The sequence below is a fragment of the Azoarcus sp. KH32C genome, from assembly GCF_000349945.1.
In the GTDB taxonomy this organism is placed as follows: Bacteria; Pseudomonadota; Gammaproteobacteria; order Burkholderiales; family Rhodocyclaceae; genus Aromatoleum.
The window spans coordinates 4,349,112-4,373,597 of sequence record NC_020516.1; the positions used below are offsets into that span (position 1 = coordinate 4,349,112).

Here is a 24,486-nt window from a genome sequence, read left to right on the forward strand (position 1 = left end):
GATTCGTCATCATCGATGCTGCTACATCTGATCAAGAATCTTTTCTCGCAGCGCGCAACAAACTCCCACAGTTCAACAACTGTTTCGGCGCGGGAGAAATGCCACGCGTTGTTTCTTAAGGGGGACTTTCGTTCTGCGATACCGGCCTATCGCAGCTACTTGAAAGAATTTCCGCACGACGTTGCGGCCATGAACGACTTGGGTTGCTGCCTCTCCAATACCGGTGACGACTCAGGCGCAGCGGCAATATTCGATCAGGCTTTTGCGCTGAACGACGCCTACCTGCCGGTCGTCGTCAACCACGCCAAGTCGATCACCGACAGTCAACGGAGTCGCGAGGCGCTGCCGTATCTGCGGCAGGCCAAGGTATACGATGCGGATTTCTACGCTTCCGACGCAGTGCTAGGGTCGATTGCCCTGGCAATGGGTGACGCGGAACTCGCCTGCCGTCTCGCCAAACGCGCTTGGCTGGCGTCCTTTGACAACTTGCGCCTGGCCAATTGTTACCTCCTGAATTGCGCCTATCATGACATTGAAGAAGCGCAGCTCGCAGCCGAACATCGCTTCTGGGCCCAGACTCTTGCTGCCCCTCCGCATATCGCCGACCTCAAAACCTCCGACACGTTGATGGCGACGTTGCCCGAACGCACGTCGAAAATCCGTGTTGGCTATTGGTCACCGGATTTTCGCAATCACTCGGTTCGCTATTTCTTCAGACCCTTGCTCGAGAATCACGATCGCGACCGCTTTGAGATCGTGCTGTATCACGACATTCCGAAGGGCGACGAGTCGACGGAGCGTATTCGGGAAAAAGCCGATCACTTTATTGACGTAAGCGCTCTCCCCGATGCCCAACTTGTCACGCTGATACGCTCACACGACTTGGATGTACTGGTTGAACTCGCCGGACACACGTCGAACAATCGATTGAATCTGCTTCAGGAACGCTTGGCCACACTGCAGTTGAGCGGAATCGGCTATCCGCCGACGACAGGGCTTCGCACGATTGACGCTAAACTCCTCGACGTTCACATTGCCGACGCCGACAGCAACCGCTACTACGCGGAAATGCCGCTGGTGCTGCCTGAATCGTTCTGGTGTTTCGACCCGATGCAGGAAGCTCCGATCGATCCGACGCCTCCGGCGGAGCGTAATGGCTTTCCAACCTTCGCGTGCATCGGAAACATTGCAAAGATTGCTGACCGAACGTTGAAGAGTTGGGCGGAGATTTTGCGGCGGGTGCCGACCGGTCGTCTCCTGCTGCGGTCGATCAGCTTCAACGATCCGGCGGCAGTGGACTCGATGCGCGACCGACTCGGGAAGTTCGGAATTGCGATCGAAAGAGTCGACTTTCGTGGCCCTGCGGGCGGCGACGATTTCTTCGCGTCATACAACGAAGTGGATCTCGTTCTTGATACCTACCCATTCAATGGTGGCACGACCTCATGTTTTGCAGCCTACATGGGCGTGCCGATCGTCAGTTTGGCCGGCAAGTCGCTCATCTCGCGAATGGGGAGATCGATACTGAACAATCTCGATCTATCGGATTGGGTGGTAGCCGATGAAACATCTTACGTCGAGCGCGCTGTCGCCGGCGCAGCCGATCTGTCGTTTCTTGCTCGCTTTCGTGCCGAAGCACGCGAGCGCTTTTCGCGAACCGCCTTGGGCAACGGCAGGCTTTTCGCGGAGCAGTTTGAACGCAGCTGCATCGAGCTGCTTCAAGCCAAGCGCGACGGCACGCTGTGCTACGAGAATGCAGTTGCGCCCTTGCCTGCGCAGGAACTCGTCAGGAGAGCGTACGGCGCGCTTCGTTTCGGCCAATACGAAGCAGCGCAACGGATCGTCGACTACTGCTTGCGCGAGTACCCGGCTTGCGGCACCGGACACATTCTGAATACCCAGCGTTTGACCGCGGACCGCAAATACCATGAAGCCGCCACGTACCTGCTCGACCGCGTCGACGGTTTCGCCCCGACCGACCGGTTTGCAGTATGGGTGAACGTTGCACGGTTCTACCTGCAGCAGAGTCGCTACGAGGAATGCACAAGGATAGTCGCCCTCGCAGCGACGGCCGTCGGCGAGGACACCTGCGACCTGATGCAGTTGCGCATGCTGGAGACTTGCCTGAGCGTACGCGGAGGCCGCCGTCCTCCGGTTACTGCCTCGGGCCCGGCAACGGACCGTGCCGTAAGCATCACGGTCTTGATCGTCATCGACGACCAGGCGGCCTTCGACCGCAAATGCCATGATGTCGCAAGTCAGTGCCCCCTCCCAGCCGGATATAAGCTTAATTTTGTACGTTGCTCCGAGGCGCACAAGGCTCGCGCCTACAGTGCTGCCTTGCGCGAACCGACCACCGACATTCTGCTCATCGTTCACAAGAACATCGAGATTCACTCAGCAAGTTTCTTCCAGGACGTTGTTTCCACCCTGGAAGACTGTGACATGCTCGGTATCGCAGGGGCACGGACTTGGGACCGGCTCGACTGGCGCCTCTCCCCGGCACCCAACAAGGTTGCCAGTTTCATGGTTCCCTCAGACGAACAGGGAGTCTACGAGATCCAACAGATGGGGATGGAGCGAAACGTCGTCGTCCACGGGTTAGGCGTACTGGACGGCTCGCTTCTTGCCCTCAATCGAGCACGAGTCGCTGAAATCGACGGCCTCGCCGAGTTCGATCCGCTGCTTGAGGAGGGTGCAGCGCTGATGGAGGAAGATCTGAGCCATCGCGCACACCGGGCGGGACTTCGCCTGGCAGTCCACCAAGGTCTGGGAGTGGTCATGGACTGGCGGATAGCGCTGAGAAACGATCATCTCGGTGAAGTGCGCTGGCACTTGACGCAACACTACGAATTCGACCCGTTGGTTTTACGGGATGACGATCGGACGATAGTCTCCGCTCCAGTCACGTCGCCCAATGAGGGCGTTGCGGTTCAAGGGCTTCTGTTTGATCTTTGAAGTTCACGCCACATCGACCGACTTCACCCGGGCCATAATTGAGTAATGGTCAAAATAAGACGGAATGCATGAATTACTTCAATTCCCCGAAAGTTTGAGAGGTTCACCATGTTTCTCCCAAAGCTGAAAGCCCTGCAAATGGAACAAACGGTCAATTTCTCATCGCCACTGTCGTGGGGAATTTCCGACCCAATCAAATTCTCGGCTCTAATGGAGGAAGCCAAGAAGCTCGTTGCTCCTGGTTACTACCTCGGTGACAATCTTTTCACATGGGCGCGAAACAACTCTGCGTTGGAAGATGAGGCCTTTAGAGATGCATGGCAAACCAACATCGTCAACGATGCAGACGAAGCGATTCTGTGGCGACGTTATATCCTAGCTTGCGCGGCATATAACTGCGTTCAGCTTCCTGGCGACTTCGTCGAATGCGGTGTGTACATTGGCACTGGCATCAAGACTGTCATGGACTACCTAGGAGGTACGGGCTTTCCGAAGCCCTACTGGGGCTATGACACATTCGACTACAACCCTGTGGAGGGGCATGCATTCGCTGGGCAGGGGGAGGGATTTTACGAACTTGTCCAGGACCGATTCGTAGACTACAAGCAAGTTAGGCTAATCAAGGGGCTTATTCCGGATTGTTTTTCGGACGGCATCCCTGAACAGATTGCATTTCTTCACATTGATCTGAACAATGCCGACGGGGAAATAGCTGCACTGGAGCACCTCTTTCATAGAGTAGTCAGCGGCGGTGTTGTCGTTCTGGACGACTATGAGTGGTCGGGAATTTATCGCCATCAGAAGCAGGTTGAAGACAAGTGGTTTGAAGAGCGCAACTATCGGGTCATCCCTTACCCCACCGGCCAGGGGATGCTGATTAAGCGCTGATGGTTTGGAGTCAAATATCGGGCGAAACAAGAGGCAAGGGGATATCCACGTTTACCTCGGGCTGCTTGAATCTTCGCAACGCATGCCGCTCAGCCATTAAGCGGGGAATTCATGTTAGTCAGCCCGCGAAAAAAAATGGTGCGAAACTCAACTTATTCGGACAGGCTTGGCGCATATCACCCGGCCCGCCTGCCCAGGCAGTCCCCTTTGTCTTGTTTATAGACTCAAGCAGTCACATTCCTACTATGCCTTCGATTCTGCCTCGTTCCGCGCGCTTTCGGACAATTCTGACTCACACCGCGTTCAGCGTGGCACTTGTTGGCGGGCTTGCCTTCTGGGTCCTCACCCATTGGTATCCCGGCGGACTTCTAAGCGTTCAAGGCGGAACGTCCATCCTGATCTGGGTCATCGGGATCACGTTCGTCGTCGGCCCCATCCTGACAGCCATTCTCTTTCGTCCCGACAGGAAGGGAAAAAAGGAACTGCGATTTGACCTTGTATTGATACTCGTACTTCAGCTTTCGCTGTTTGCCTACGGAGCGTGGACCCTTTCAATTCAACGCCCGATTTACCTCGCTTTTGTCTATGACCGCTTTTTCGCGATCACATCTCAAGACGTCATCGGCACCGTTCCAAACGAGGTCACAGCAGTTCCAGCCTGGTCGAATGGTCCCCGTCCAGTGTTCGTCAAGCCTTCGCTCGCAGCACAACTCGAAGCGGTCTCAACAGTTGGGGGATTCGACGAAGCTCCACCGACGGCGTTCCTAGCGGGAGGCTATGCGCCATTGGCTGAAGGCGTACCGAGATTCAATCAAATGCAGCAAAGCCCGGAGTCGGATACGACCGCTCAAACGAGCACGCTTACGGTCCCCGTAATCGGTCGCGCCGGCGAGGCACGCGCAATCCTTGACTTGAAAACAGGCTCGCTTGTTGGTATCGCACCGGTGAAGTAGCCGGTCGAGGGCTACTCCATCCCCCACTTCTGCAACCGGTACCGCAACTGTCTGAGCGTCATCCCAAGCCGACGCGCTGCCTCGCTGCGGTTCCAGCGCGTCTCATCGAGCATGCGCAGCACCAGCGCGCGTTCGTCGCTGTCCGAATCGCTCTCCGCAACATCGTCATGAACATCGCCGCTTGCATTGAAGAAGACTAAGGGCTGCGCTAGCCCCTCTGTCGGATGGAGACTGAGATCGGGGCCAGTGATCTCGTCACCGTCACACAGCGCGCAGGCTCTTTCGAGCAAATTTTCCAGCTCGCGAACGTTGCCGGCAAAGGAATGCTGTGCCAGCAGTTGGCTTGCTTCACGGGTCAGCCGCCGCGGAGCGCCACCCTCGCGCTCAGCGAGTCGGGCAAGGATGTGCTCCGCCAGCTCGGGGATGTCCTCCGGCCGCTCGCGTAGCGGCGGCACACGCAAGGTGATGACGTTGATGCGGAAGTAGAGGTCCTGACGAAACTTGCCTTCGGCGACCAATTGCCCGAGGTCGCGATGGGAGGCAGACAGGATGCGGACATCCACCGGTTCTTCGGCGTGGGCGCCAACGGGTCGTACCGCTCGCTCCTGAATCGCGCGCAGGAGCTTCACCTGCATCGCCAAGGGCAGGTCGGCGACTTCGTCGAGGAACAGCGTGCCGCCCCGTGCAGCCTGGAAAAGGCCGTCCTTGTCGGATACGGCGCCAGTGAAGCTCCCCTTGCGATGTCCGAAGAACTCGCTTTCCATCAGTTCAGGTGCGATGGCGCCGCAATTGACCGGAACGAAGGGGGCATTCGCACGCGGCCCGGACTCGTGAATCAGGCGGGCGATGACTTCCTTGCCGGTACCGGATTCGCCGAGGATGAAGACGGGCGCCTGGTTGCGCGCGAGCTTCGATATCTGGCTACGCAGTTGCTCGAGCGCGGCGGAGCGCCCGATCAGACTGCGGCCGCCGGCGTTTTCTCCCAAGCCCGGCGCGCTCTGCACGTTCAATGCGTGACTGACGATTTCGCGCAGCGCCTTGAGTTCGACCGGCTTGGTCACGAAATCGAATGCGCCACACTTGAGGGCGCGGATTGCCGTCTCGATGCTGCCGAATGCGGTAATCACGGCCACAGGAAGCCCGGGAATGTGCGACTGGATGTGGGCAACCAGTTCCAGTCCATCGCCATCCGGCAGGCGCATGTCGGTGAGGCACAGCCGGTAGGGCTTTTCGTCCAGCAGCCGGCGGGCATCGGCAACGGTCCCGGCGGTATCGCAGGCGAGCCCCATGCGCAGCAGCGAGAGTTCGAGCACTTCGCGGATGTCTTCTTCGTCGTCCACGACCAGTACATCGATCCCCCTCGGGCGATTGCGTCGTTCGGGTTGCGTCATGGCTGGCTCCGTCCGGTCAGTACGAAATGCGCACCCGGGGCATTGTCCAACAATTCGAGGGCGGCGCCGTTGGCTTCGGCAAGTTCGCGCGCGATATACAGGCCCAGGCCGGTCCCCTTCGGATGCGTGGTAAAGAAAGGCTCGAAGATCCGCATGCGATCGGCTTCCGGGATGCCCGGACCGTCGTCGACGACGTGCAGCGCCGTGCGCCCCCCGCTCTCCGTCGCAACGAAGATCCTCACCGAACCGGCTTGTCCCGAACAGTAGCGGCGCGCGTTCGCGATCAGGTTGTCGAGGATCTGGTGCAGATGGGCGCGGTCGACGGCCAGCGTTTCGTCGGGCGGGATGTCGATGCGGTAGATGTCGCGCTCCGTATCACCGCCCATTGCACGTTCGTCGATCAATCCGGATATGAATGCAGCCAGACGCAGCGCTTCCGGCAACAATTCGTCGCGCCGGCCAAGAGCGAGCACGTCGCGGATCATGCGTTCGATGCGTCGCGCATTGTCGTTGATGATCCGGATGAGGCGCACCTGCACTTCGCCGCGCTTTTCCTCGGTCAGCAGTTCGGCGGCCTGGGTGACGGCTGACAGCGGGTTGCGGATCTCGTGGGCCATGCTGGCCGTGAGGCGCCCCAGGGCGGCGAGCTTCAGCTGCTGGATCTGGATCTGGATCTCCTCGTAGTCCGTGAGATACACAAGGATTTCGGTGCCGTCCGTGCGCTCGTCGCAATGAGCACCGATCGCCCGGCAACGCAGCAGCTTCCCCGCGGGGCCGGCGCGCAGGAGCCTGCCCTCCGGGCCGCATTCCCCGCGCACGTCCGCCAGGCTCTCGTCGAGGTCAGCCAGGCGCAGACCTTCGAGCGAGGACACGCCAAGCAATTCGGCGGCGCGCGGATTGGCCTGCAGAACGCGGCCGTCGCTGTCGAGCACGACGACGCCGTCCTGCATGTCACGGATGATGCGCTCGTTGACGGCCTGCTGCTTGGCGAGCGCTTCACCGCGCTGGACCGCCAGAGATTCGTTCGCTTTCGCGCGCCGCGCCAACAGGCGGGCGGTGATCGCGATGCCGAAGAAGCCGGTGCACAGGATTCCGACCTGCAGGAAGTCGGCCGGCTTGCTGTTGGTGAGCAGACGCCAGACGTTTTCGGCGAGCACGGTCACGGTCGCCAGCGCGGCGTAGAACAGGACCATCCGCTCCTGGGCCACGAGACCGGCGCCGGCGAGGATCACCATCATCAGCACGGGCATGCCGCTCGCGTAGCCACCGCTCGCCCACATGATCAGGCCGAGCAGCACGATGTCGATCACGACCTGCAGCGTGATGAGGCGATCGAGTCCGAGTCGTCGCGCCGCGTCCGGGAAACCGAGGGCGAGGACGGCCGCGATATAGGCAATCGCGGCGCCCTTGAAGACGCGGGGCGCGTCGGCGCCGAGATTCAGTTCGAGCCCGGCGACGAGGAACAGGCCGGCGATGATCAGCCGGAAAAGATTCAGGTAGCGCAGCGGTACCCAGCGTGCGGCGTCGAAGCCATCGACCAGCAGGCCCATTGGCTATCGCCTACCGCCGCGCGCCCAGGCGGCGGTGCTCCTCGCTGCAATAGAAGGTCTCGCCGTCACGCACGCATTCGCTCTCGGGCACATGCACACCGCAGTGGGCGCAGCCGACCATCCGTTCGACGTCATCAGCATCGCGCCGACGTGCGCCACCGCCACCGCGGTGCGCGGAGTCATCGGATCGGCTGACGATGCGGCGGACCCACCAGATGGCGACCAGAATCAGAATGAAAATCAGCAGATTACGCACGGCAGGAGATTCGGCAGGAATATCGGCGGGACGAGTTTAGCATGGGGTCCGTCAGACCCGGCGCAAGCGCTCGCAGGCCGCGGCGAGCGTGGCTTCGTTCTTCGCGAAGCAGAAGCGGATCACGCGCTCGTCGCGCCCGTCGGCGAAGAAGGCGGAGACCGGAATGGCCGCGACGCCGACGTCGCGCGTGAGCCGCTGCACGAAGGCGGTATCGGCTTCGTCGGAGATCGCGCCGTAGCGCGCGAGCTGAAAATAGGTGCCGCGCGAGGGCAACAGCTCGAAGCGGGATCCGGTCAATGCGTCACGGAAGAAATCGCGCTTGGCCTGGTAGAAGGCCGCCAGCCTCTCGTGGCGCGACGCATCGGCCATGTAATCGGCGAGCGCGTATTGCACCGGCGTATTCACGGTGAAGACGTTGAACTGATGCACCTTGCGAAATTCGGCCATCAGCTCGCGCGGGGCGACGACGTAACCGACTTTCCAGCCGGTGATGTGATAGGTCTTGCCGAAGCTCGACACGATGACGCTGCGGGCGGCAAGCTCCGGGTGGCGCGCGCAGCTTTCGTGGCGCAGGCCGTCGAAGACGATGTGCTCGTAGACTTCGTCAGAGACGATCACGATGCCGGTGTCGCGGGTAAGCGCCGCGAGCCGCGCCATGTCGTCCGCGGTCCATACCGTCGCGGTCGGGTTGTGCGGGCTGTTGATCATGATCATGCGCGTGCGCGGCGTGATCGCGGCGGCGACCGCGTCCCAGTCCGGGCGGTAGTCCGGTGCCGTCAGTTGCATGCGCACGACGCGGCCGCCCTGCAGTTCGACTGCGGGGGCGTAGGAGTCGTATACCGGCTCGAACACGATGACTTCGTCGCCCGGATGCACCAGCGCCGCGACGGCGGTGAGCAGCGCCTGCGTCGCGCCGGCGGTGACGGTGATTTCGGTTTCGGGGTCGTATTCCGTGCCATACAGGGCGGAGACCTTGCGTGCGATCGCTTCACGCAGCGGCGCGACGCCGCCCATCGGGGCGTATTGGTTGAATCCGGCCCGCATCCAGTGCGAGACGCGCTCGAAGAGGAAGTCCTCGGCGTTGAAATCCGGGAAGCCCTGGGACAGGTTGATCGCGCCGCATTGCTGCGCGAGACGCGACATCACGGTGAAGATCGTGGTGCCGACGTTGGGCAGGCGGGATTCGATGGGGGCGGGGAATTGGGGCATGGCTGCGGGCGGGGTCGAGTTGATGCCGAACATTCTCGCAGAGGGTCCGGTTGATGACCAATGGCGCCGGTATTTCAAGACAATGCAGGATTGTCGAAGCCTCCGCTCGGCGCCTTGTGCCGCGTCCTTCCTCTTCCGGGCAGGCGCTCGCGGCCTTCGGCTTCCCGGCCCGAGCCAGTCCGCGGGGGCGGCGACGCAAACTCGCCCTGCGGGCTCAAACATGCGTCGCCTTGTTTCCCCCACGGACAGTCGCGGCCCGGCGCTCACGGACAGCCCGGAAGAGGAAGGCCACGGCACTTGCGTGCGGATAGGGCGGTTGGTCTCGGGATAGAATAGCCCCATGTTTACTCAGCCTATTCCCACGATCAAGCGCGACGGGGACGCCGTCGTTATTCTTGACCAAACTCTATTGCCGCACCGTTGCGAAGTGCGCCGGTTGACGACGCTCGACGAGGTCGCCGTCGCGATCCATGCGATGCAGGTCCGCGGAGCTCCGCTGATCGGCGCCACGGCGGCCTTTGGCGTTGCGATCGCGCTGATGAGGGATGCGAGCGACGCGCGGCTCGAGCGCTCGCTGGAGATTCTCGGCGCGACGCGTCCGACCGCAGTGAACCTGCATTGGGCGCTTGGGCAGATGGCCGGCCGGTTGCGCCCGCTCGATCCCTCCGAGCGCGTCGAGGCCGCCTGGCGCGAGGCTGAAGCGATCCGCGAGGGCGATGCCGGGATGTGCGCCGCGATCGGCGGACACGGCTACGAGATTCTCAAAGGCCTCGCTGCCGGACTCGACCGTCCGCTGCGCGTGATGACCCACTGCAACGCCGGCTGGCTCGCGACCTGCGGCGCCGGCACGGCGCTCGCGCCGGTGTATGAAGCGCAGGTGCGCGGGCTCGCGGTCGAGGTGTGGGTCAGCGAAACGCGGCCTCGCAACCAGGGCTTGCTCACCGCGTGGGAGTTGCGCGAAGCAGGCGTGCCGCTGCGCCTCATTGCCGACAACGCGGCCGGGATACTGCTCGCGCGCGGTGAGGTCGATGTCGTGATCACGGGCGCGGACCGAGTGGCGGCGAACGGCGACTCGGCGAACAAGGTCGGCACCTATCTGAAGGCGCTCGCGGCGCGCGAGCACGGCGTGCCCTTCTACATCGCGGCGCCTTTCTCGACGGTCGATTTCGGGTGTCCCGACGGTGCGGCGATCCCGATCGAGGATCGCGGCGCGGGCGAAGTGTGCTCGGTGCTCGGTCTCGCCGAGGACGGTGCATTGCGCATGCTGCGCCTCGCGCCCGAAACCACCGCGGCCGCCAACCCGGCCTTCGATGTGACGCCTGCGCGCTGCATCACCGGCATCATCACCGAGCGCGGCGTCTGCGAGCCGGGACGGCTGCGCGAGCTCTATCCGGAGGCGAAGGCATGACCCAGGGCAGCCATTACGACGCTTCATTGCGCGAGGAATTGCTCGCGACGGCGCGGGCGATGACTGCCGCCGGACTCAACACGGGGACCGCCGGCAATGTCAGTGTGCGGATGGCGGGCGGGATGCTGATCACGCCGAGCGGCATGCCACCGGAGGCGTGCTGCGTCGAGGACATGGTGTTCGTCGCCGAGGACGGGACGGCGACGGGTCGTCTCGCGCCGTCGAGCGAGTGGCGCTTTCACCACGACATCTATGCGGGGCGCCCCGAGGCCGGCGCGGTCCTGCACGCGCATGCCCCGTTCGCGACCTCACTCGCGTGCCAGCGGACCGAGATCCCGGCCTTCCATTACATGATCGCGCGCTTCGGTGGCAACACGGTACGCTGCGCGCGTTATGCGACCTTCGGCACGCAGGACCTCTCCGACAACATCCTCGATGCGCTGGAAGAGCGTTCGGCCTGCCTGATGGCGAATCACGGCATGCTGGTGTTCGGCCGCAGCCTCTCAAATGCGCTGGCGCTCGCAATCGAGTTCGAGACGCTGTGCGAGCAGTACTGGCGCACGCGCCAGCTCGGCGAACCGGTGCTGCTGTCGGACGCGGAGATGGCCGAGGTCGTCGAGCGCTTCCGCTGGTACGGCAAGCCGCAAGCGGGTTAATCCCGCCTTCCGCAGCCAGTCTCCAGCACCCGCAACAGGCTCGACGTATCGTCGTGCGCCCCACCCTGCGCCATCAACGCGTTGAGCTGCTGCCAGACTTGCGCGGCGATCGGTAGCGGCGCGCCGAGGCGCGCGGCCTCGTCCATCAGGATGCCGAAGTCCTTGTGATGCAGGCGCGCCTCGATGCCGGCGGCGAAGTCGCGGCGGATCATGCGGTCGCCCATCACGTCGAGCATGCGCGACGATGCGGAGCCGCCCATCAGGGCGCCGCGCATCGCCGCGAGATCGACGCCGTGCGCCTTCGCAAGCAGCATCGCTTCGGCGCAGGCCTGGATCGTCGACACCATCACCATCTGGTTGCAGGCCTTCGCAACCTCGCCGGCGCCGTTGTCGCCGACGTGGACGATGACGCGTGAGAAGCATTCGAGCAGCGGACGCACGCGCTCCAGCACCGCAGCATCACCGCCGATCATCATCGCAACGGTCCCCGCCTCGGCCGCGACCGAGCCGCCGGACACCGGCGCGTCGAGCATCGCCGCGCCGCGTTCGGCCAGTGCTGCCGCGATGCGCCGCGTGGTTCCCGGCGCGATCGTGCTCATGTCGACATGCACCCAACCGGGACGCGCACCTTCGACGAAACCGTCCTTGCCGAGCGCAACCTGCTCGACGTCGGCGCTGGTCGTGATGATCGTAAAGGCGACGTCGGTCGCCGCCGCCAGCGCGGCAGGCGAGTCATGCACGACGGCACCGCTGTCGGCAAACGATGCCAGGCTCTCCGGGCGCCGCGCCCACAAGTGCAGGCGATGGCCGGCGCGCTGCAGGTGCTGCGCCATCGGGCGCCCCATCGCGCCCAGTCCGACGAAACCGACTTCCATCAGGCCTGCTCCTCCTCGCCGCCGCTCATCCGTTCGAGGAGCTTCAGCATCGCGATCGAGTCGTTCTCGCCGAGGCCGCTACCGACCATCGCGTTGAGCATCTGCGCGGTCGCGGCCGACGTCGGCAGCGCGAGGCCGAGGCGGTGCGCCTCTTCCATCACGATGCGCAGGTCCTTCTGGTGCATCCAGGCCTTGAAGCCGGGCTTGAAGTTGCGGTCGAGCATGCGTTGGCCGTGGTTTTCGAGCACGCGCGAATAGGCGAAGCCGCCGAGCAGCGCCTCGCGCACCTTCGCGGCATCGACGCCGCTCTTCTTCGCGAAGTTCATCGCCTCGGCCACCGCCGCGACCCCGACCCCGGTGAGGATCTGGTTGCACGCCTTCGCGACCTGGCCGGCCCCGCTCGCGCCGATCAGCGACACGGTCTTGCCCATCGCCTCGAATGCGGGCTTCACGCGCTCGAAGGCCGCGGCGTCGCCGCCGACCATGATGGTGAGGTTCGCATTGATCGCGCCGATCTCGCCGCCCGACACCGGCGCATCGAGCATCTCGATGCCGCGCGCCTTGAGCTTCGCGGCGATCGCCTGTGCGGCGGCCGGTGCGATCGTGCTCATGTCGACGAAGATCAGGCCGGGACGCGCCCCTTCGGCGAGGCCCTTCGGTCCGAGCGCGACCTGCTCGACGTCGGGCGCATCGGCGACCATGCTGATGACAACCTCCACGCGCGAGGCGAGCTCGGCGGCGCTCGCGCAGTCGCCGGCGCCCGCATCGAGCAGCGGCTGCATCGATTCGCGCCGGCGGCTCCATACATGCACCTTGTGCCCCGCTTTCATGAGGTTCAGCGCCATGGGGCGCCCCATCAGGCCGAGTCCGATGAATCCGACTTCCATTCTTGCAATCTCCTGTGGCTGGAACATGCATGGCGACGCATAATCGCGCCATGACCTACGCCCCCATCATCAAGGAAATCGGGCGCGGCGCCAAGGGCGCGCGCGACGTGGACGCCTCGCACGCGGAACAGCTTTTCGGCGACATGCTGGATGGCAAGGTGCCGGACCTGGAGCTCGGCGCCATCGTCATCGCGTTGCGCATCAAGAGCGAATCGCGCGACGAACTGCTCGGCTTCAAGCGCGCGATGGACGCCCGCTGCCCGCAGGTCGCGGTGCCGCCGGGGCCGCGTTGCGTGATCCTGCCGACCTACAACGGCGCCCGCCGCCAGGCGAACCTGATGCCGCTCGTCGCGCTGCTGCTCGCGCGCGAAGGCGTGCCGGTGCTGATCCAGGGGCGGCATGACTTCGAATCGCGCGTGAGCCCCTTCGAACTGCTCGCGGCGCTCGACATCCATCCGGCGCTCGGTGTCGGCGAAGCGCATCGCGAACTGACGGAAAAGCGCGTCGCCTGCCTGCGCCTCGATGAGCTGCTGCCTGGGCTGGACCGCCTGCTGAGCCTGCGCCTGCGGATGGGCGTGCGCGGCAGCGGGCATACGATGGCGAAGCTGGTCGATCCCTGCGTCGGGCGCAGCGTGCGGGTCGTCGCGGTGACGCACCCGGAGTACCTCGAACGCATGCACGAATTCCTCGTCGCGGACGGCGGCCGCGCGATGCTGATGCGCGGCACCGAGGGCGAGGCCTACGCGAATCCGCGCCGGCGTCCGGCGATTCAGGTGTTCCGGGAGGGCGTCGCGGACATCGCCTGGCCGGCGGAGGAAGGCGGCGCGCCGCCGCTGGAAGGATTGCCCGATGCGCCGGCGGTCGCCGAGAACGCGGCACTGATCCGCGCGATGCTCGCGGGCGACGTCGCCATACCGCAACCGATTCTGGACCAGGTCGCAACGCTCGTGCAGCTTGCGATGGAGTCTTGAAAGAAGAAACCTGCCGTCGGCATCCCGGCAGGAGAGGCTTCAACCACGGATGGATGTGGAGTGTTGGGGAGAATACTCTCCCGTAGTTGAAGCCTCTCCTGCCGGGACGACGCCGTGTCAGGAAGCGCTCGGAGCGAAACGTCCGTCGCGATAGTCCGCGACGGCCTGCAAAAGTTCCTCTTGCGTGTTCATTACGAAGGGGCCGTACTGGGCGATCGGCTCGCCGAGCGGACGGCCGGCAATCAGCAGCACGCGCGACGGCGCGGCGCCCCCTTCGATCACAACGCCGTCGGCGTCCGCCGCGTTGACCAGAATTGCCATGCGCTTTTCCGGCACGGTCTTGCCGGAAATCGACACCTCGCCGCGATACACATACGCAAAGGCGTTGTGCCCCGGGGGGATCGCCTGCGTGAAATTCGCGCCCGCAGGCAGGTGGATGTCGAGATACAGCGGTGCCGTCGCGTCGCGCGTCACCGCGCCGACGACGCCATGGCTGAGGCCTGCGATCACGGAGACCTCGACCCCGGTTTCCGTTCGAAAATCCGGCAGATCTGCTGCCGCAAAGTCGCGATACCACGGCGCGCACATCTTGTCCCGCCCCGGCAGGTTCAGCCACAGCTGAAAGCCTTCCATCACACCATCTTCCTGCTCGGGCATCTCCGAATGGATCAGGCCGCGCCCGGCGGTCATCCACTGCACGCCGCCGTTCTCGAGCAGGCCTTCGTGGCCGGCGTTGTCGCGATGGCGCATGCGGCCGGCGATCATGTAGGTGACGGTCTCGAAGCCGCGGTGCGGATGATCGGGAAAGCCCGCGAGATAGTCGCCCGGATTGTCGCTGCGGAAGGCATCGAGCATCAGGAAGGGGTCGAGCCGGCGCTGCAGCGGCTGGGTCAGCACGCGCGTGAGCTTGACGCCGGCACCGTCGGAGGTGGCCTGCCCGGCCACCAGACACTCGACGGCGCGCGGCTTCGCGACGCGTTCGGGCTGCTGGGTGTGGGACTTTTCGGACATGAGACCTTCCTCCATCGGTGGGTTATGCAGCTTCGATCAGGCGAACGCGGCCTCGATATCGCGTTGAGCTTCGGCGAAGGCCTGTTGTTCCGCTTCGGGGCCCATCGCCAGGCCTTCGGCGAAGGCGAAGCGCACGTCGGTCATGCCGAGGAAGCCGAGCACGGCCTTCAGATACGGGACTTGCGAGTCGAGCGGGCTGTTGCGGTAACGGCCGCCGCGGGTCAGCGCGACATACACCGTCTTGCCCTTCAGCAGGCCTTCGGGCCCGTTCGCGGTGTATTGGAAAGTGACCTTCGCACGGGCGATCGCATCGATCCAGTTCTTCAGTTGCGCCGGCACGCCGAAGTTGTACATCGGCACGCCCAGCACCACGGCGTCGGCGGCCTGGATTTCGGCGATCAGCGCGTCATCGAGCGCGACGCGGGCTGCCTGTTCCGGCGTGCGCTGCTCGGCCGGCGTGAAGAGTGCGCCGAGCGTGGCTTCGTCAAGCACGGGGTGCGGATTGCGAGCCAGGTCGCGGACGACCAGCGCCGCGCCCGGATTTTCGTTCTTCAGGCGCTCGACGATCGAGTTCGCCAGACGGGTCGATTGCGAACCTTCGCTACGGGCGCTGGAGTTGATCTGCAGGATGTTCATGTCGCTCTCCGTTAAATGTGTGAGTCAGTGGAGGCAACTCTAGGGGAAGCATTGTTGCGGAAAAAGCCTGAACTTTGCACTACACTATTTCAGGTATTGCACCAATGCAAACAGCATAATTTGGAACTTCTGCAGCGCAACAACGACGAAGTCAGCTGACTATCCTACAATCGCGTTTCAATCGCCCTTTGGCATTCAAGCCCTGCTTCCATGATGAATCCATCTTCGCCGTCCCCCCGCTTTCTTTTCCTGGCGCTGTTCGCAGCCTGCTTCGCCCTGCTCGGCTTCGGCCTCTACCTGCAGCACGTGAAGGGGCTGGAGCCCTGCCCGATGTGCATCATGCAGCGCTATGCCTTCATCGCCGTGGGCCTGACCGCGCTGGTCGCGGGACTGCATAATCCGGGACGGACGGGAACGCGCGCGTATGCCGTGCTCGTGCTGCTGATGGCGCTCGCGGGCGGCGGCGTCGCGGTGCGGCAGACGTGGATCCAGATCTACCCGCCGCAGGTGTCCGAATGCGGGCCCGACCTCGAATTCATGCTCGGCAGCTTCCCGCTGGCCGATGCCTTGCCGATGATTTTCCGCGGGGCGGGCGATTGCTCGGTCGTCGACTGGACCTTCCTCGGCCTGTCGATCGCCAACTGGTCGCTGGTGACCTTCACGCTGGTCGTGCTGTTCGCGATCGCGATCTTCCTGCGCGGCAAGGCCCGCGCCTGAGGACCGTCGGCGGCGGCCTCAGCCGACCACGCGTACGGTCGTGCCGCCGATCTCGTAGAGCCCCTGGCCCAAGGCGTGGCAGCGCTTCACTTCGAGGCGCGTCACGAGCGGGGGGCGGGCGACCTGGCCGCCGGGCGAGGCGATGATCACCTCCAGCACCTCGGCTTGCCCCGGGACATAGGACGAACGCAGCGTCATCCCGCCGACGCTGATCTCGACGCATTCCGCCGGGATCGACTCGCCGCTCTTCAGACGGATGGTCGCCTGGCAGCCGAGAGGGATGCGCCGGTCGAGCCGCCGTTCGATTTGGGATACGCGATCGTTCATGATGGCGGATGCAGGTCGGATTTCTGACAGCCGGATTGTAGCCCTCCCGGCAGCCGAACGTCGCATCCTTTGCATCGTCATGAGCGCAAATAATTACGCTACGGTCGATGCTTCAGCGGCAGCTTGGCCCGTCCGGCACACCGGCCTTGCGCAGGAAGATCTCCAGCGGGCAGAAGCGCGTGAAGCCGCTCTGGAAGAGATTCGCGCCGACGAAGACCGTGAACCACAGGAAGTTCTTGTTCACGAAGAGCGGCGAGCCCTCGACGCCGAGCGCGAGCGAGATCAGCACGAAGGCGCCGGCAAAGATCCGGACGAACTGGTTGACGGTGAGCGTCATGAGGTTTCTCCCTTGAGTTGCGCGACGCGGCCCCGCATCGCGGCGAAGTACAGCACCGGGATGACCACCAGCGTCAGCACGGTGGACACGAGGATGCCGAAGATCAGGCTGATCGCGAGCCCGTTGAAGATCGGGTCGTCGAGGATGAAGAGCGCACCGATCATCGCGGCGAGCGCCGTGAGCCCGATGGGCTTCGCGCGCACCGCGGCGGCACGGATCACCGCTTCGCCGAGTTCGACACCGGCTCGCACCTGCTGATTGACGAAGTCGACGAGCAGGATGGAGTTGCGGACGATGATGCCGGCGAGCGCGATCATGCCGATCATCGAGGTCGCGGTGAATTGCGCGCCGAGCAGCGCGTGGCCGGGCATCACGCCGATGATCGTCAGCGGGATCGGCGCCATGATGATCAGCGGCACGAGGTAGCTCCGGAACTGCGCGACGACGAGGACGTAGATCAGGATCAGCCCCACGGCGTAGGCCGCGCCCATATCGCGGAAGGTCTCGTAGGTCACCTGCCACTCGCCGTCCCACTTCACGCTGTAGCCGGCGTAGGCATCGTCGGGCGAGCGGATGAACCATTCACCCAGCGCGCCGGCGAGACCGGGACTGCCTGCAAGCGGCAGCTCGCGGATCTGCGAGCGCACGTCGAACATGCCGTAGAGCGGCGAATCGAGCTTTCCGCCCATGTCGCCGGTGACATACACGACGGGCAGCAGGTCCTTGCGGTAGATCACCTGCTCGCGCGTCGTGTCCTCGACGGTAACGAGCTCCGACACCGACACCAGCGTGCCGTCGCGCGCGCGGACCTTGAGCGCGAGCAGCGCATCGACGTTCGACTGGCGTTCGGACGGCAGCTGGATATGCACCGGGATCTCGTACTTGTTGTCGCCGCCGTGGATCGGCGTGACGTTCTCGCCCGCGAGACCCAGGCGCACGACCTCGACGATATCCGCCTGCGCGACGCCCATACGGGCCGCCTTCGCCTGATCGACGCGCAGCACCTGCTTCGGTGCGGCCTCGTCGACGGTGTCGTCGACGCCGACGACGTCGGTCGTGCCTTCGAAGGCCGCGCGGACCTTGCCCGCGACCGCGGTCTGCCCCGCGTAATCCGGGCCGTACACTTCGGCAACGATCGGCGAGAGCACCGGCGGGCCGGGCGGGACCTCGACGACTTTCGCATTCCCGCCGGCGGCGCGCGCGATGCGCGCGACCTCGTCGCGCACCGCGACGGCGATCTCGTGGCTCTTGCGGTGGCGATGCTTCTTGTCGACGAGATTCACCTGGATATCGCCCTGCTCGGGCAGGCTCCGCAGGTAGTACTGACGCACCAGACCGTTGAAATTGATCGGACTCGCGGTGCCGGCATAGGCCTGCCAGTCGCTGACCTCCTCGACCGCGGCGAGACGCTCGCCGATCTCGCGCAGCACGCGCGCGGTCTCCTCGACCGGGGTGCCGACCGGCATGTCGAGCACGACCTGGAATTCGCTCTTGTTGTCGAAGGGCAGCATCTTCAGGACGACGAGTTTGACCGCCGGGAGCGCAACCGAGGCAAGGATCAGCACCAGCACGGCGAGCCACAATTTCAGGCGCGCGCGTCCGCCTTTCGCGGGGTCGAGCATCGGAGTCATCGTCCGCCGGAACAGGCGATCGAGCCGGGCGGTCAGCTTGTCCTCGCCTCCGTGCGTGTGGGCATCGACAGCCTTCAGCAGGCGCTGCGCGAGCCAGGGCGTGACGACGAAGGCGACCGCGAGCGAGATGAACATGCCCATCGACGCGTTGATCGGGATCGGGCTCATGTAGGGGCCCATCAGGCCGGTGACGAAGGCCATCGGCAGCAGCGCGGCGATGACCGTGAAGGTCGCGAGGATCGTCGGCCCGCCGACCTCGTCGACGGCGCGCGGCACGAGCTGCCACAGCGGCGTGTCAGGTTCCAGCGTGTGCCAGCGGTGGATGTTCTCGACGACGACGATCGCGTCGTCGACCAGGATGCCGATCGAGAAGATCAGCGCGAAGAGGCTCACCCGGTTCAGCGTGAAGCCCCAGGCCCAGGACGCGAAGAGCGTCGCGGCGAGCGTGAGGCCGACCGCGACGCCGACGATCAGCGCCTCGCGCCGGCCGAGCGCGAAGAAGACGAGCAGCACGACGGCCGAGGTCGCGAACACGAGCTTGCCGATCAGCGTGTTGGCCTTGTCGTTGGCGGTCTGGCCGTAGTTGCGCGTGACGGTGAAGTCGACGCCTTCGGGGATCAGCTCGCCGCGCAGGCTCTCCGCGCGGACGAGCACGGCGTCGGCGACGTCGGCCGCGTTCGCGCCGGGCTTCTTCGAGATGGCAAGCGTCACCGCCGGAAAGGCGCCCTGCTCCGCGATGCCCTTCTGCGCCGCAGCGGCACCTGTGCCGAACCACACGTATTGCGTCGCCTGATCGGGGCCGTCTTCGATACGCGCGACATCGCGCATGAAGACCGGCCTGCGCTCGACGACGCCGACGACCAGACTCCGCACGTCCTCGGCCGATTCGAGGTAGGTGCCGGTCTGCACCAGCACTTCGCGGTTGCCCGCGACGAGCGTGCCAGCGGGCTGCGAGGCGTTCGCGAGCTGCAGCGCCGCGCGCACGTCCTGAGCGGTCACGCCGTGCGCGTTCATGCGCTCGGTGTCGAGCAGGACTCGGACGACGTGGCCGGGTCCGCCGATCGTCGTCACGTCGCGCGTGCCGGGAATGCGCTTGAGTTCGAGCTCGACTGCGCGCGAGACCTGCTGCAGCTCGAAGCCGCTGCGCGCGGCGTCAGCGGTCCAGAAGGTGAGGCTCACGATCGGCACGTCGTCGATGCCCTTCGGCTTGACGATCGGTTCGCCGACCCCGAGCTGCGGGCTCAGCCAGTCCTTGTTCGAATGGACGGTGTCGTAGAGCCGCACGAGCGCCGTCTGGTTCGGCACGCCGACCTTGAACTGCACGGTAATCACGGCCATGCCGGGGCGCGACACGGAGTAGACGTGTTCGACGCCCGCCATCCGCGACAGCACCTGCTCTCCGGGCCGCGCGACGAGCGCCTCGACGTCGCGCGCCGACGCGCCCGGGAAGGGGACCAGCACGTTCGCCATCGTCACGTCGATCTGCGGCTCTTCCTCCTTCGGCGTGACGAGCGTCGCGAACACGCCCATCAGCAGCAGCACGAGCGCCAACAGCGGTGTCAGCGCGTTGCGCTGGAAGGCGCCGGCGATGCGGCCGGCGATACCGAGCGGGGTGTCCATGGCCGGCCCCTCAGCGTTCCGCGACGGCGCGCGGCGCCCGTGGCGCACGCGACACGATCGCCGCCTGCACCGGGTCGAGCGCGATCGTTTCGCCGCCCGCGAGGCCTGCCAGCACGTCGACGCTGCCGTCCGCCTGCGACTCGCCAGCGCGGATCTGGCGCAGCGCGAAACCGCCCTTTCCGTCGGCGACGTAGACGCCCGTCAGTTCGCCTCGCCTCAGGATCGCCGTCGCCGGGACGGTGACGCGCGCGCCTTCGCCCGTCGTGAAATGGACTCGCGCGAACGTGCCGGGCACGAGTCCCTCGGTGTTTGGGGGCAGATCCACGCGCACGCGGACGGTGTGCGTGCGAGGATCCGCAGCCGGCAGCACGGTCGCGGCGACACCATCGAGCCAGCGCCCCGACTCCGGCAGCTCGACGCGCGCCGCGAACTTCGTCCCGGCGAGCGCCGCGAGGCGCTGCTGCGGCACATCGACGACCGCGCGCATCGCAGACGGATCGAAGACCGTCACCAGCTGCCGCCCGGGCTGCGCCATCTCGCCGGCCTCGACGTGGCGCGCCGCGACGAGGCCCGCCAGCGGCGAGACGATCACCGCATAACCCTGCGCCGTCGCCGCCTGCCCGCGCCCCGCCTGCGCGGCCCGCAGTTGCGCCTCGGCCGCGTCATAGGCGGCCCGCGCCTGATCGAGCGCAGCCTGGCTGACGAACTTGCGCTCGACAAGGCTCTTCGTGCGCTCGTACGCAGCCTTCGCGTTGATCTGGTTGGCCTGGGCCTGGGCGATGCCTGCCTCCGCGCCCGAGACCGCCTGCGCGGCCTCCGCGGAGTCGATCCGCAGCAGCACCTGCCCCTTCACGACGCGGTCGCCGGCATCGACATTCAACGCGACGATGCGCCCCGGCACCTGCGCCGCGAGCGTCGACTGACGCACGGCCTCGATCGTCGCCTCCGCGGGCTGCGTCGAGGCCACCGTGCGCGCCTCGACCTTCATGGTCGGCACGTCGGCAAGCGCCGGCGCAGCGCATATCGACAGGAACAGGGTCAGCAGGAAAGGAGTAGCTACACGCATGAGTATTAGCATACTCTAATACTCATGCGTGTCAAGAATTCCATCGTTGAATTCAGGGGAATTGCGTCAGCTCATGCCGGGGTCAGTCCAGGCAACGTCCGGCATAAGCCGCCATCGCCGCGATGACGCTGTCGTCCTCACCCACCGGCAATGCCAGCCTGACTTCGCATGCGGGGTGCCGCGCGCGCGCCGCGGTGATCAGCACCGGCACGTCGCTCTTCACGTGCCCGCCCTGAGCGATGAACATCGGCACGACGACGACCCGACTGGCGCCGCGCGCGATGACGTCGTCGATCGCCTCGGCGAGCGTCGGGCGCATCAGTTCCAGGAAAGCCAGTTCCACTTGCAGGCCGGGCGACAGCGACAGCAGCTGTTCGCGCGTGCGCTGCAGCGGCCGCGCCCATTCGGGATCGCGCGCGCCGTGGCCGAAGAGAATCACCGCGTCCTTGCCGCTCATACAACGCTCTCCATGATTTCCTTGCTCGCGTCGACCGGCACCGCGAGCAGGCGTTCGATCGCGCGGGCAGCGGCAAAGAGGCCGACGGAGGCCGTCACCATCATGCTCGACCCATAGCCCGCACACGCCAAGCCCTGCGGTCCGTGCGGCAGGTCGCAGGCGAGATCGCCGAGCCGCAGCGGCTCGGTGGAATACACCGCCTCGATGCCGAAGGGGCGTTTCGGATTGCGCGGAAAACCGTGTTCGGCGCGCAGCCGCTTGCGCACCTTCGCGAGCAGCGGGTCCTGCTCGGTGCGCGACAGATCGGCCACGCAGATCGCGCGCGGATCGGTCTTCCCACCCGCTCCGCCCGCCACGATCAACGGAATGCGCCGCGCACGGCACGCGAGCACGATCGCGACCTTGGCGCGCACGTTGTCGATCGCATCGACGACGACGTCGAAATCCTCGATCAGCGCCTCGGCGTTGTCCGGCGTGACGAAGTCGTCGATGGTGACGACCTTCGCCTCCGGATTGATGCCGCGGATGCGCGCCGCCATCGCCTCGACCTTGGCCTGCCCGAGCGTCGCGTCGAGCGCGTGGATCTGACGGTTGATGTTCGATTCGGCGACGTGGTCGAGGTCGATCAGCGTGATCCGCCCGATGCCGCTACGCGCGAGCGCCTCCGCAACCCACGATCCGACGCCGCCCACGCCGATCACGCAGGCATGCGCCGACTGGAGCCGCGGCAGCGCGGCCGGGCCGTACAGGCGCGCCATCCCGCCGAAGCGGCGCTCGCGATCGACTTCGGGAACAAGCTCGGGGGAAATACCGGACATGGCTTCTGGCAAGGATTCGGGAAGCCCCGATGTTACCGCAGCCCGCCCGTCCTGAACTCGGCGGCGCGAGTCCGCTCCAATGGGCGAACGGAGGATCCATGATGCGCCGCAAGGCATACAAGCCCGCTTGCAAGCTTGCTTTCTGCATCGCGCTCGCAAGCGCGCTTCCCCTCGTCGCGACCGCCGGCCCGGCCGCGGCCGACCTCGCCGAAGGCGGCGTCACGGCCTACCAGACGGGCCGCATGAACGAGGCGGCGAGACTCTTCGAACAAGCCGCCCGTGGCGGCAACCGCCTGGCCCAGTTCAACCTGGCGATGATGATGTACCGTAAGGAAACCGCCGCGCCCGATCCGGATGCCGCCTGGCGCTGGCTGCGGCGTGCGGCGACGGCCGGACTGCCGCAGGCGCAATTCACGCTCGCCGTACTCTACGACCACGGCGAAGGGGTCGTGAAGTCGCTGCCCACCGCCGTCGAGTGGTACCGCCGCGCGGCCGAACAGGGCCACACCGAAGCACAGGTCAGCCTCGCGTCGATGCTTTTCATCGGACAGGGGATTGCTCGCGACGACCGCGCCGCGGCGCGCTGGTACCTCGCCGCCGCCCAGGCCGGGCACGTCGGCGCGCAATACATCATCGCGACGATGTATGAACGCGGCGACGGGCTGCCGGCAGATCCGCGGCAGGCGGCCTACTGGTACCAGCAGGCCGCCCAGCAAGGCGACGTCGTCGCACGCGAACGCTACCAGGCGCTCATGTCGGCGCCCGACGGGGCGGCCGCGCCGGCGCGTTGAATCAGGCCGACGCCAGCTCCTTCAGCGCGACATCATCGAGCCACACGCCCAGCCCCTGCGCATTGAGTTCGAGATCGTTGCGCAGCAGATCGAAGATTTCCTCTTCCGGCAGGCACCAGCCCTGGCGCTCCGCCTCCTCGCGCACAATCTGCTCCAGCCCGGCGAGGATCTCGACGTGGCGCGCCACGCCCTCGCCGCGCGCAGCCCGGGCGACCGCGACCTGGGTGTCGATCAGGCGATGCAGATCCGCTGCGAGGCGCTCGACCTCGGTGACGCGACTGTAGTGAGCCAAGTACATCGCCTCGGGATGGAAGCTCATCATGCGGTCGATCGACGCGTGCAGCGCGTCCGGATCGAACTGGGTCGGCGTCGTCGTCGGAAAGATGAAGGCGCGGCCTTCGACGTCGAGTTCGCGATACGACAGCCCGAAGGTGTCGCCGGTGAAGAAGGCCCGGGCGGTCTCGTCCCAGATGCAGATGTGGTGGCGCGCATGGCCCGGCGTCTCCAGCACACGCAGGCGACGCCCGGCGAGCTCGACCTCGAGCCCGTCGTAGGCCTCGACGATGCGCTCGGCCTCGATCGGGGCGAGGCGTCCGTAGAGCGCGAAGGCGCGCTCGGCGCCATACACCGCGGATGTCGCCTCCCACAGCTTCGACGGGTCGACCATGTGGCGCACGCCGCGCGGATGCACCAGCAGCTTGGCGTTGGGGAAGGCGCACATCAGGCTTCCGGCGCCGCCCGCGTGGTCGAGATGGATGTGGGTCAGGATCACCCAGTCGACCTGGTCGGGCGCGATGCCCGCTGCGGCGAGCGCGGTCAGCACGCGCGGGGCCGAGGCGTTGGTGGCCGTATCCACGACCGCCGCGCGCCCCTGGTGAATGATCAGATGAATTGCCGCTAGGCCGGGGCGGCAGTAGCCGGAATCCACCGCGAGAATGCCGTCCGGGTGGGCCGTGAGGTGTTGCACGATCGTCTTCCTCCAACATGAAGCGCGTTGTCTTTTTCCGCAATTGTATCCCGCGCGAGCCCCTTCGACCCGCGCAACGTGCCGGCAAGGCACAATTGCGGCTTCG

23 protein-coding genes are annotated in these 24,486 nt (G+C 65.3%); 8 read left to right on the top strand and 15 right to left on the bottom strand.

Translation table 11 applies throughout. The features are described from left to right. Nucleotides 1-15: 15 nt before the first annotated feature. The 3 genes from AZKH_RS26415 to AZKH_RS19450 all read left to right on the top strand — a co-directional run bounded on the left by AZKH_RS26415 (nt 16) and on the right by AZKH_RS19450 (nt 4,799). On the top strand, nt 16-2,958 hold the full coding sequence (locus tag AZKH_RS26415) for a glycosyltransferase (protein ID WP_083903104.1): 2,943 nt from the start codon (nt 16-18) through the stop codon (nt 2,956-2,958). Nucleotides 2,959-3,066: 108 nt separating this feature from the next. Next, nucleotides 3,067-3,846, top strand: a complete 780-nt coding sequence (locus AZKH_RS19445; protein WP_015437509.1) for a TylF/MycF/NovP-related O-methyltransferase — start codon at nt 3,067-3,069, stop codon at nt 3,844-3,846. A 308-nt stretch (nt 3,847-4,154) separates the two neighbouring features. Continuing rightward, nucleotides 4,155-4,799: a hypothetical protein gene (locus AZKH_RS19450; RefSeq protein WP_156822133.1), complete on the top strand. Its 645-nt coding sequence runs from the start codon at nt 4,155-4,157 to the stop codon at nt 4,797-4,799. A gap of 11 nt (nt 4,800-4,810) precedes the next feature. Here AZKH_RS19450 and AZKH_RS19455 read toward each other — a convergent pair whose 3' ends face one another. From AZKH_RS19455 to AZKH_RS19470, 4 genes are read right to left on the bottom strand one after another with little or no spacing between them, the layout of a single operon-like run. Beyond that, a complete protein-coding gene (locus tag AZKH_RS19455) occupies nt 4,811-6,190 on the bottom strand; it encodes a sigma-54 dependent transcriptional regulator (RefSeq protein ID WP_015437511.1) in 1,380 nt (459 codons plus the stop codon). Beyond that, nucleotides 6,187-7,740 carry a nitrogen regulation protein NR(II) gene (locus AZKH_RS19460; protein ID WP_015437512.1) on the bottom strand — a complete coding sequence of 518 codons (1,554 nt, stop codon included), beginning with the start codon at nt 7,738-7,740 and terminating at the stop codon, nt 6,187-6,189. The genes AZKH_RS19455 and AZKH_RS19460 overlap by 4 nt, the downstream gene beginning before the upstream one ends. A 10-nt stretch (nt 7,741-7,750) precedes the next feature. After that, nucleotides 7,751-7,996 carry a PP0621 family protein gene (locus AZKH_RS19465; protein ID WP_015437513.1) on the bottom strand — a complete coding sequence of 82 codons (246 nt, stop codon included), beginning with the start codon at nt 7,994-7,996 and terminating at the stop codon, nt 7,751-7,753. 51 nt (nt 7,997-8,047) lie between these two features. Continuing rightward, complete coding sequence (locus AZKH_RS19470) at nt 8,048-9,205, bottom strand: pyridoxal phosphate-dependent aminotransferase (protein ID WP_041657609.1); 1,158 nt, start codon at nt 9,203-9,205, stop codon at nt 8,048-8,050. Nucleotides 9,206-9,545: 340 nt separating this feature from the next. On the opposite strand from AZKH_RS19470, the gene mtnA reads away from it, so the two are divergent. Further along, nucleotides 9,546-10,613, top strand: a complete 1,068-nt coding sequence (mtnA, locus tag AZKH_RS19475; protein ID WP_015437515.1) for an S-methyl-5-thioribose-1-phosphate isomerase — start codon at nt 9,546-9,548, stop codon at nt 10,611-10,613. After that, nucleotides 10,610-11,269 (top strand): class II aldolase/adducin family protein, encoded by a 660-nt coding sequence (locus AZKH_RS19480; RefSeq protein ID WP_015437516.1) that lies wholly within the window; start codon nt 10,610-10,612, stop codon nt 11,267-11,269. The genes mtnA and AZKH_RS19480 overlap by 4 nt, the downstream gene beginning before the upstream one ends. Here the strand turns inward: AZKH_RS19480 and AZKH_RS19485 are convergent. Together AZKH_RS19485 and AZKH_RS19490 are read right to left on the bottom strand one after the other, a co-directional pair. Beyond that, nucleotides 11,266-12,144, bottom strand: a complete 879-nt coding sequence (locus AZKH_RS19485; protein ID WP_015437517.1) for an NAD(P)-dependent oxidoreductase — start codon at nt 12,142-12,144, stop codon at nt 11,266-11,268. The genes AZKH_RS19480 and AZKH_RS19485 overlap by 4 nt on opposite strands. Then, the gene (locus tag AZKH_RS19490) at nt 12,144-13,031 is read right to left on the bottom strand and encodes a 2-hydroxy-3-oxopropionate reductase (RefSeq protein WP_015437518.1); all 888 of its coding nucleotides are present in this window, start codon (nt 13,029-13,031) and stop codon (nt 12,144-12,146) included. The genes AZKH_RS19485 and AZKH_RS19490 overlap by 1 nt, the downstream gene beginning before the upstream one ends. Before the next feature lie 50 nt (nt 13,032-13,081). Here AZKH_RS19490 and ybiB point away from each other — a divergent pair, with 50 nt between their 5' ends. After that, a complete protein-coding gene (ybiB, locus tag AZKH_RS19495; RefSeq protein WP_041657611.1) occupies nt 13,082-14,002 on the top strand; it encodes a DNA-binding protein YbiB in 921 nt (306 codons plus the stop codon). 117 nt (nt 14,003-14,119) lie between these two features. Here the strand turns inward: ybiB and AZKH_RS19500 are convergent, their stop codons facing one another. Both AZKH_RS19500 and AZKH_RS19505 read right to left on the bottom strand, forming a co-directional pair. Continuing rightward, nucleotides 14,120-15,013 carry a pirin family protein gene (locus AZKH_RS19500; protein ID WP_041656414.1) on the bottom strand — a complete coding sequence of 298 codons (894 nt, stop codon included), beginning with the start codon at nt 15,011-15,013 and terminating at the stop codon, nt 14,120-14,122. Between the two features lie 36 nt (nt 15,014-15,049). Then, complete coding sequence (locus AZKH_RS19505; RefSeq protein ID WP_015437521.1) at nt 15,050-15,649, bottom strand: FMN-dependent NADH-azoreductase; 600 nt, start codon at nt 15,647-15,649, stop codon at nt 15,050-15,052. 210 nt (nt 15,650-15,859) lie between these two features. Between AZKH_RS19505 and AZKH_RS19510 the strand changes: the two genes are divergently transcribed. Then, nucleotides 15,860-16,366, top strand: coding sequence for a disulfide bond formation protein B (locus AZKH_RS19510; protein WP_015437522.1), 507 nt, complete (start codon nt 15,860-15,862; stop codon nt 16,364-16,366). Nucleotides 16,367-16,384: 18 nt separating this feature from the next. Here the strand turns inward: AZKH_RS19510 and AZKH_RS19515 are convergent, their stop codons facing one another. The 6 genes from AZKH_RS19515 to AZKH_RS19540 form a co-directional block, all read right to left on the bottom strand. Further along, entirely contained in the window at nt 16,385-16,693 is a 309-nt protein-coding gene (locus AZKH_RS19515; RefSeq protein ID WP_015437523.1) for a hypothetical protein, read from the bottom strand. Between the two features lie 112 nt (nt 16,694-16,805). Further along, the gene (locus AZKH_RS19520; protein WP_015437524.1) at nt 16,806-17,030 is read right to left on the bottom strand and encodes a DUF2892 domain-containing protein; all 225 of its coding nucleotides are present in this window, start codon (nt 17,028-17,030) and stop codon (nt 16,806-16,808) included. Then, complete coding sequence (locus tag AZKH_RS19525; RefSeq protein ID WP_041656416.1) at nt 17,027-20,281, bottom strand: efflux RND transporter permease subunit; 3,255 nt, start codon at nt 20,279-20,281, stop codon at nt 17,027-17,029. Before AZKH_RS19525 ends, AZKH_RS19520 begins: the two co-directional genes overlap by 4 nt. Before the next feature lie 10 nt (nt 20,282-20,291). After that, a complete protein-coding gene (locus tag AZKH_RS19530; RefSeq protein WP_172642473.1) occupies nt 20,292-21,347 on the bottom strand; it encodes an efflux RND transporter periplasmic adaptor subunit in 1,056 nt (351 codons plus the stop codon). 82 nt (nt 21,348-21,429) lie between these two features. Next, on the bottom strand, nt 21,430-21,804 hold the full coding sequence (locus AZKH_RS19535) for a sirohydrochlorin chelatase (protein ID WP_015437527.1): 375 nt from the start codon (nt 21,802-21,804) through the stop codon (nt 21,430-21,432). Further along, a complete protein-coding gene (locus tag AZKH_RS19540; protein ID WP_015437528.1) occupies nt 21,801-22,622 on the bottom strand; it encodes a ThiF family adenylyltransferase in 822 nt (273 codons plus the stop codon). The genes AZKH_RS19535 and AZKH_RS19540 overlap by 4 nt, the downstream gene beginning before the upstream one ends. Nucleotides 22,623-22,720: 98 nt before the next feature. Between AZKH_RS19540 and AZKH_RS19545 the strand changes: the two genes are divergently transcribed. Then, a complete protein-coding gene (locus AZKH_RS19545; protein ID WP_015437529.1) occupies nt 22,721-23,413 on the top strand; it encodes a tetratricopeptide repeat protein in 693 nt (230 codons plus the stop codon). Between the two features lies 1 nt (nt 23,414). Here AZKH_RS19545 and AZKH_RS19550 read toward each other — a convergent pair whose 3' ends face one another. Next, nucleotides 23,415-24,380, bottom strand: a complete 966-nt coding sequence (locus tag AZKH_RS19550) for an MBL fold metallo-hydrolase (protein ID WP_015437530.1) — start codon at nt 24,378-24,380, stop codon at nt 23,415-23,417. Nucleotides 24,381-24,486: the final 106 nt, after the last annotated feature.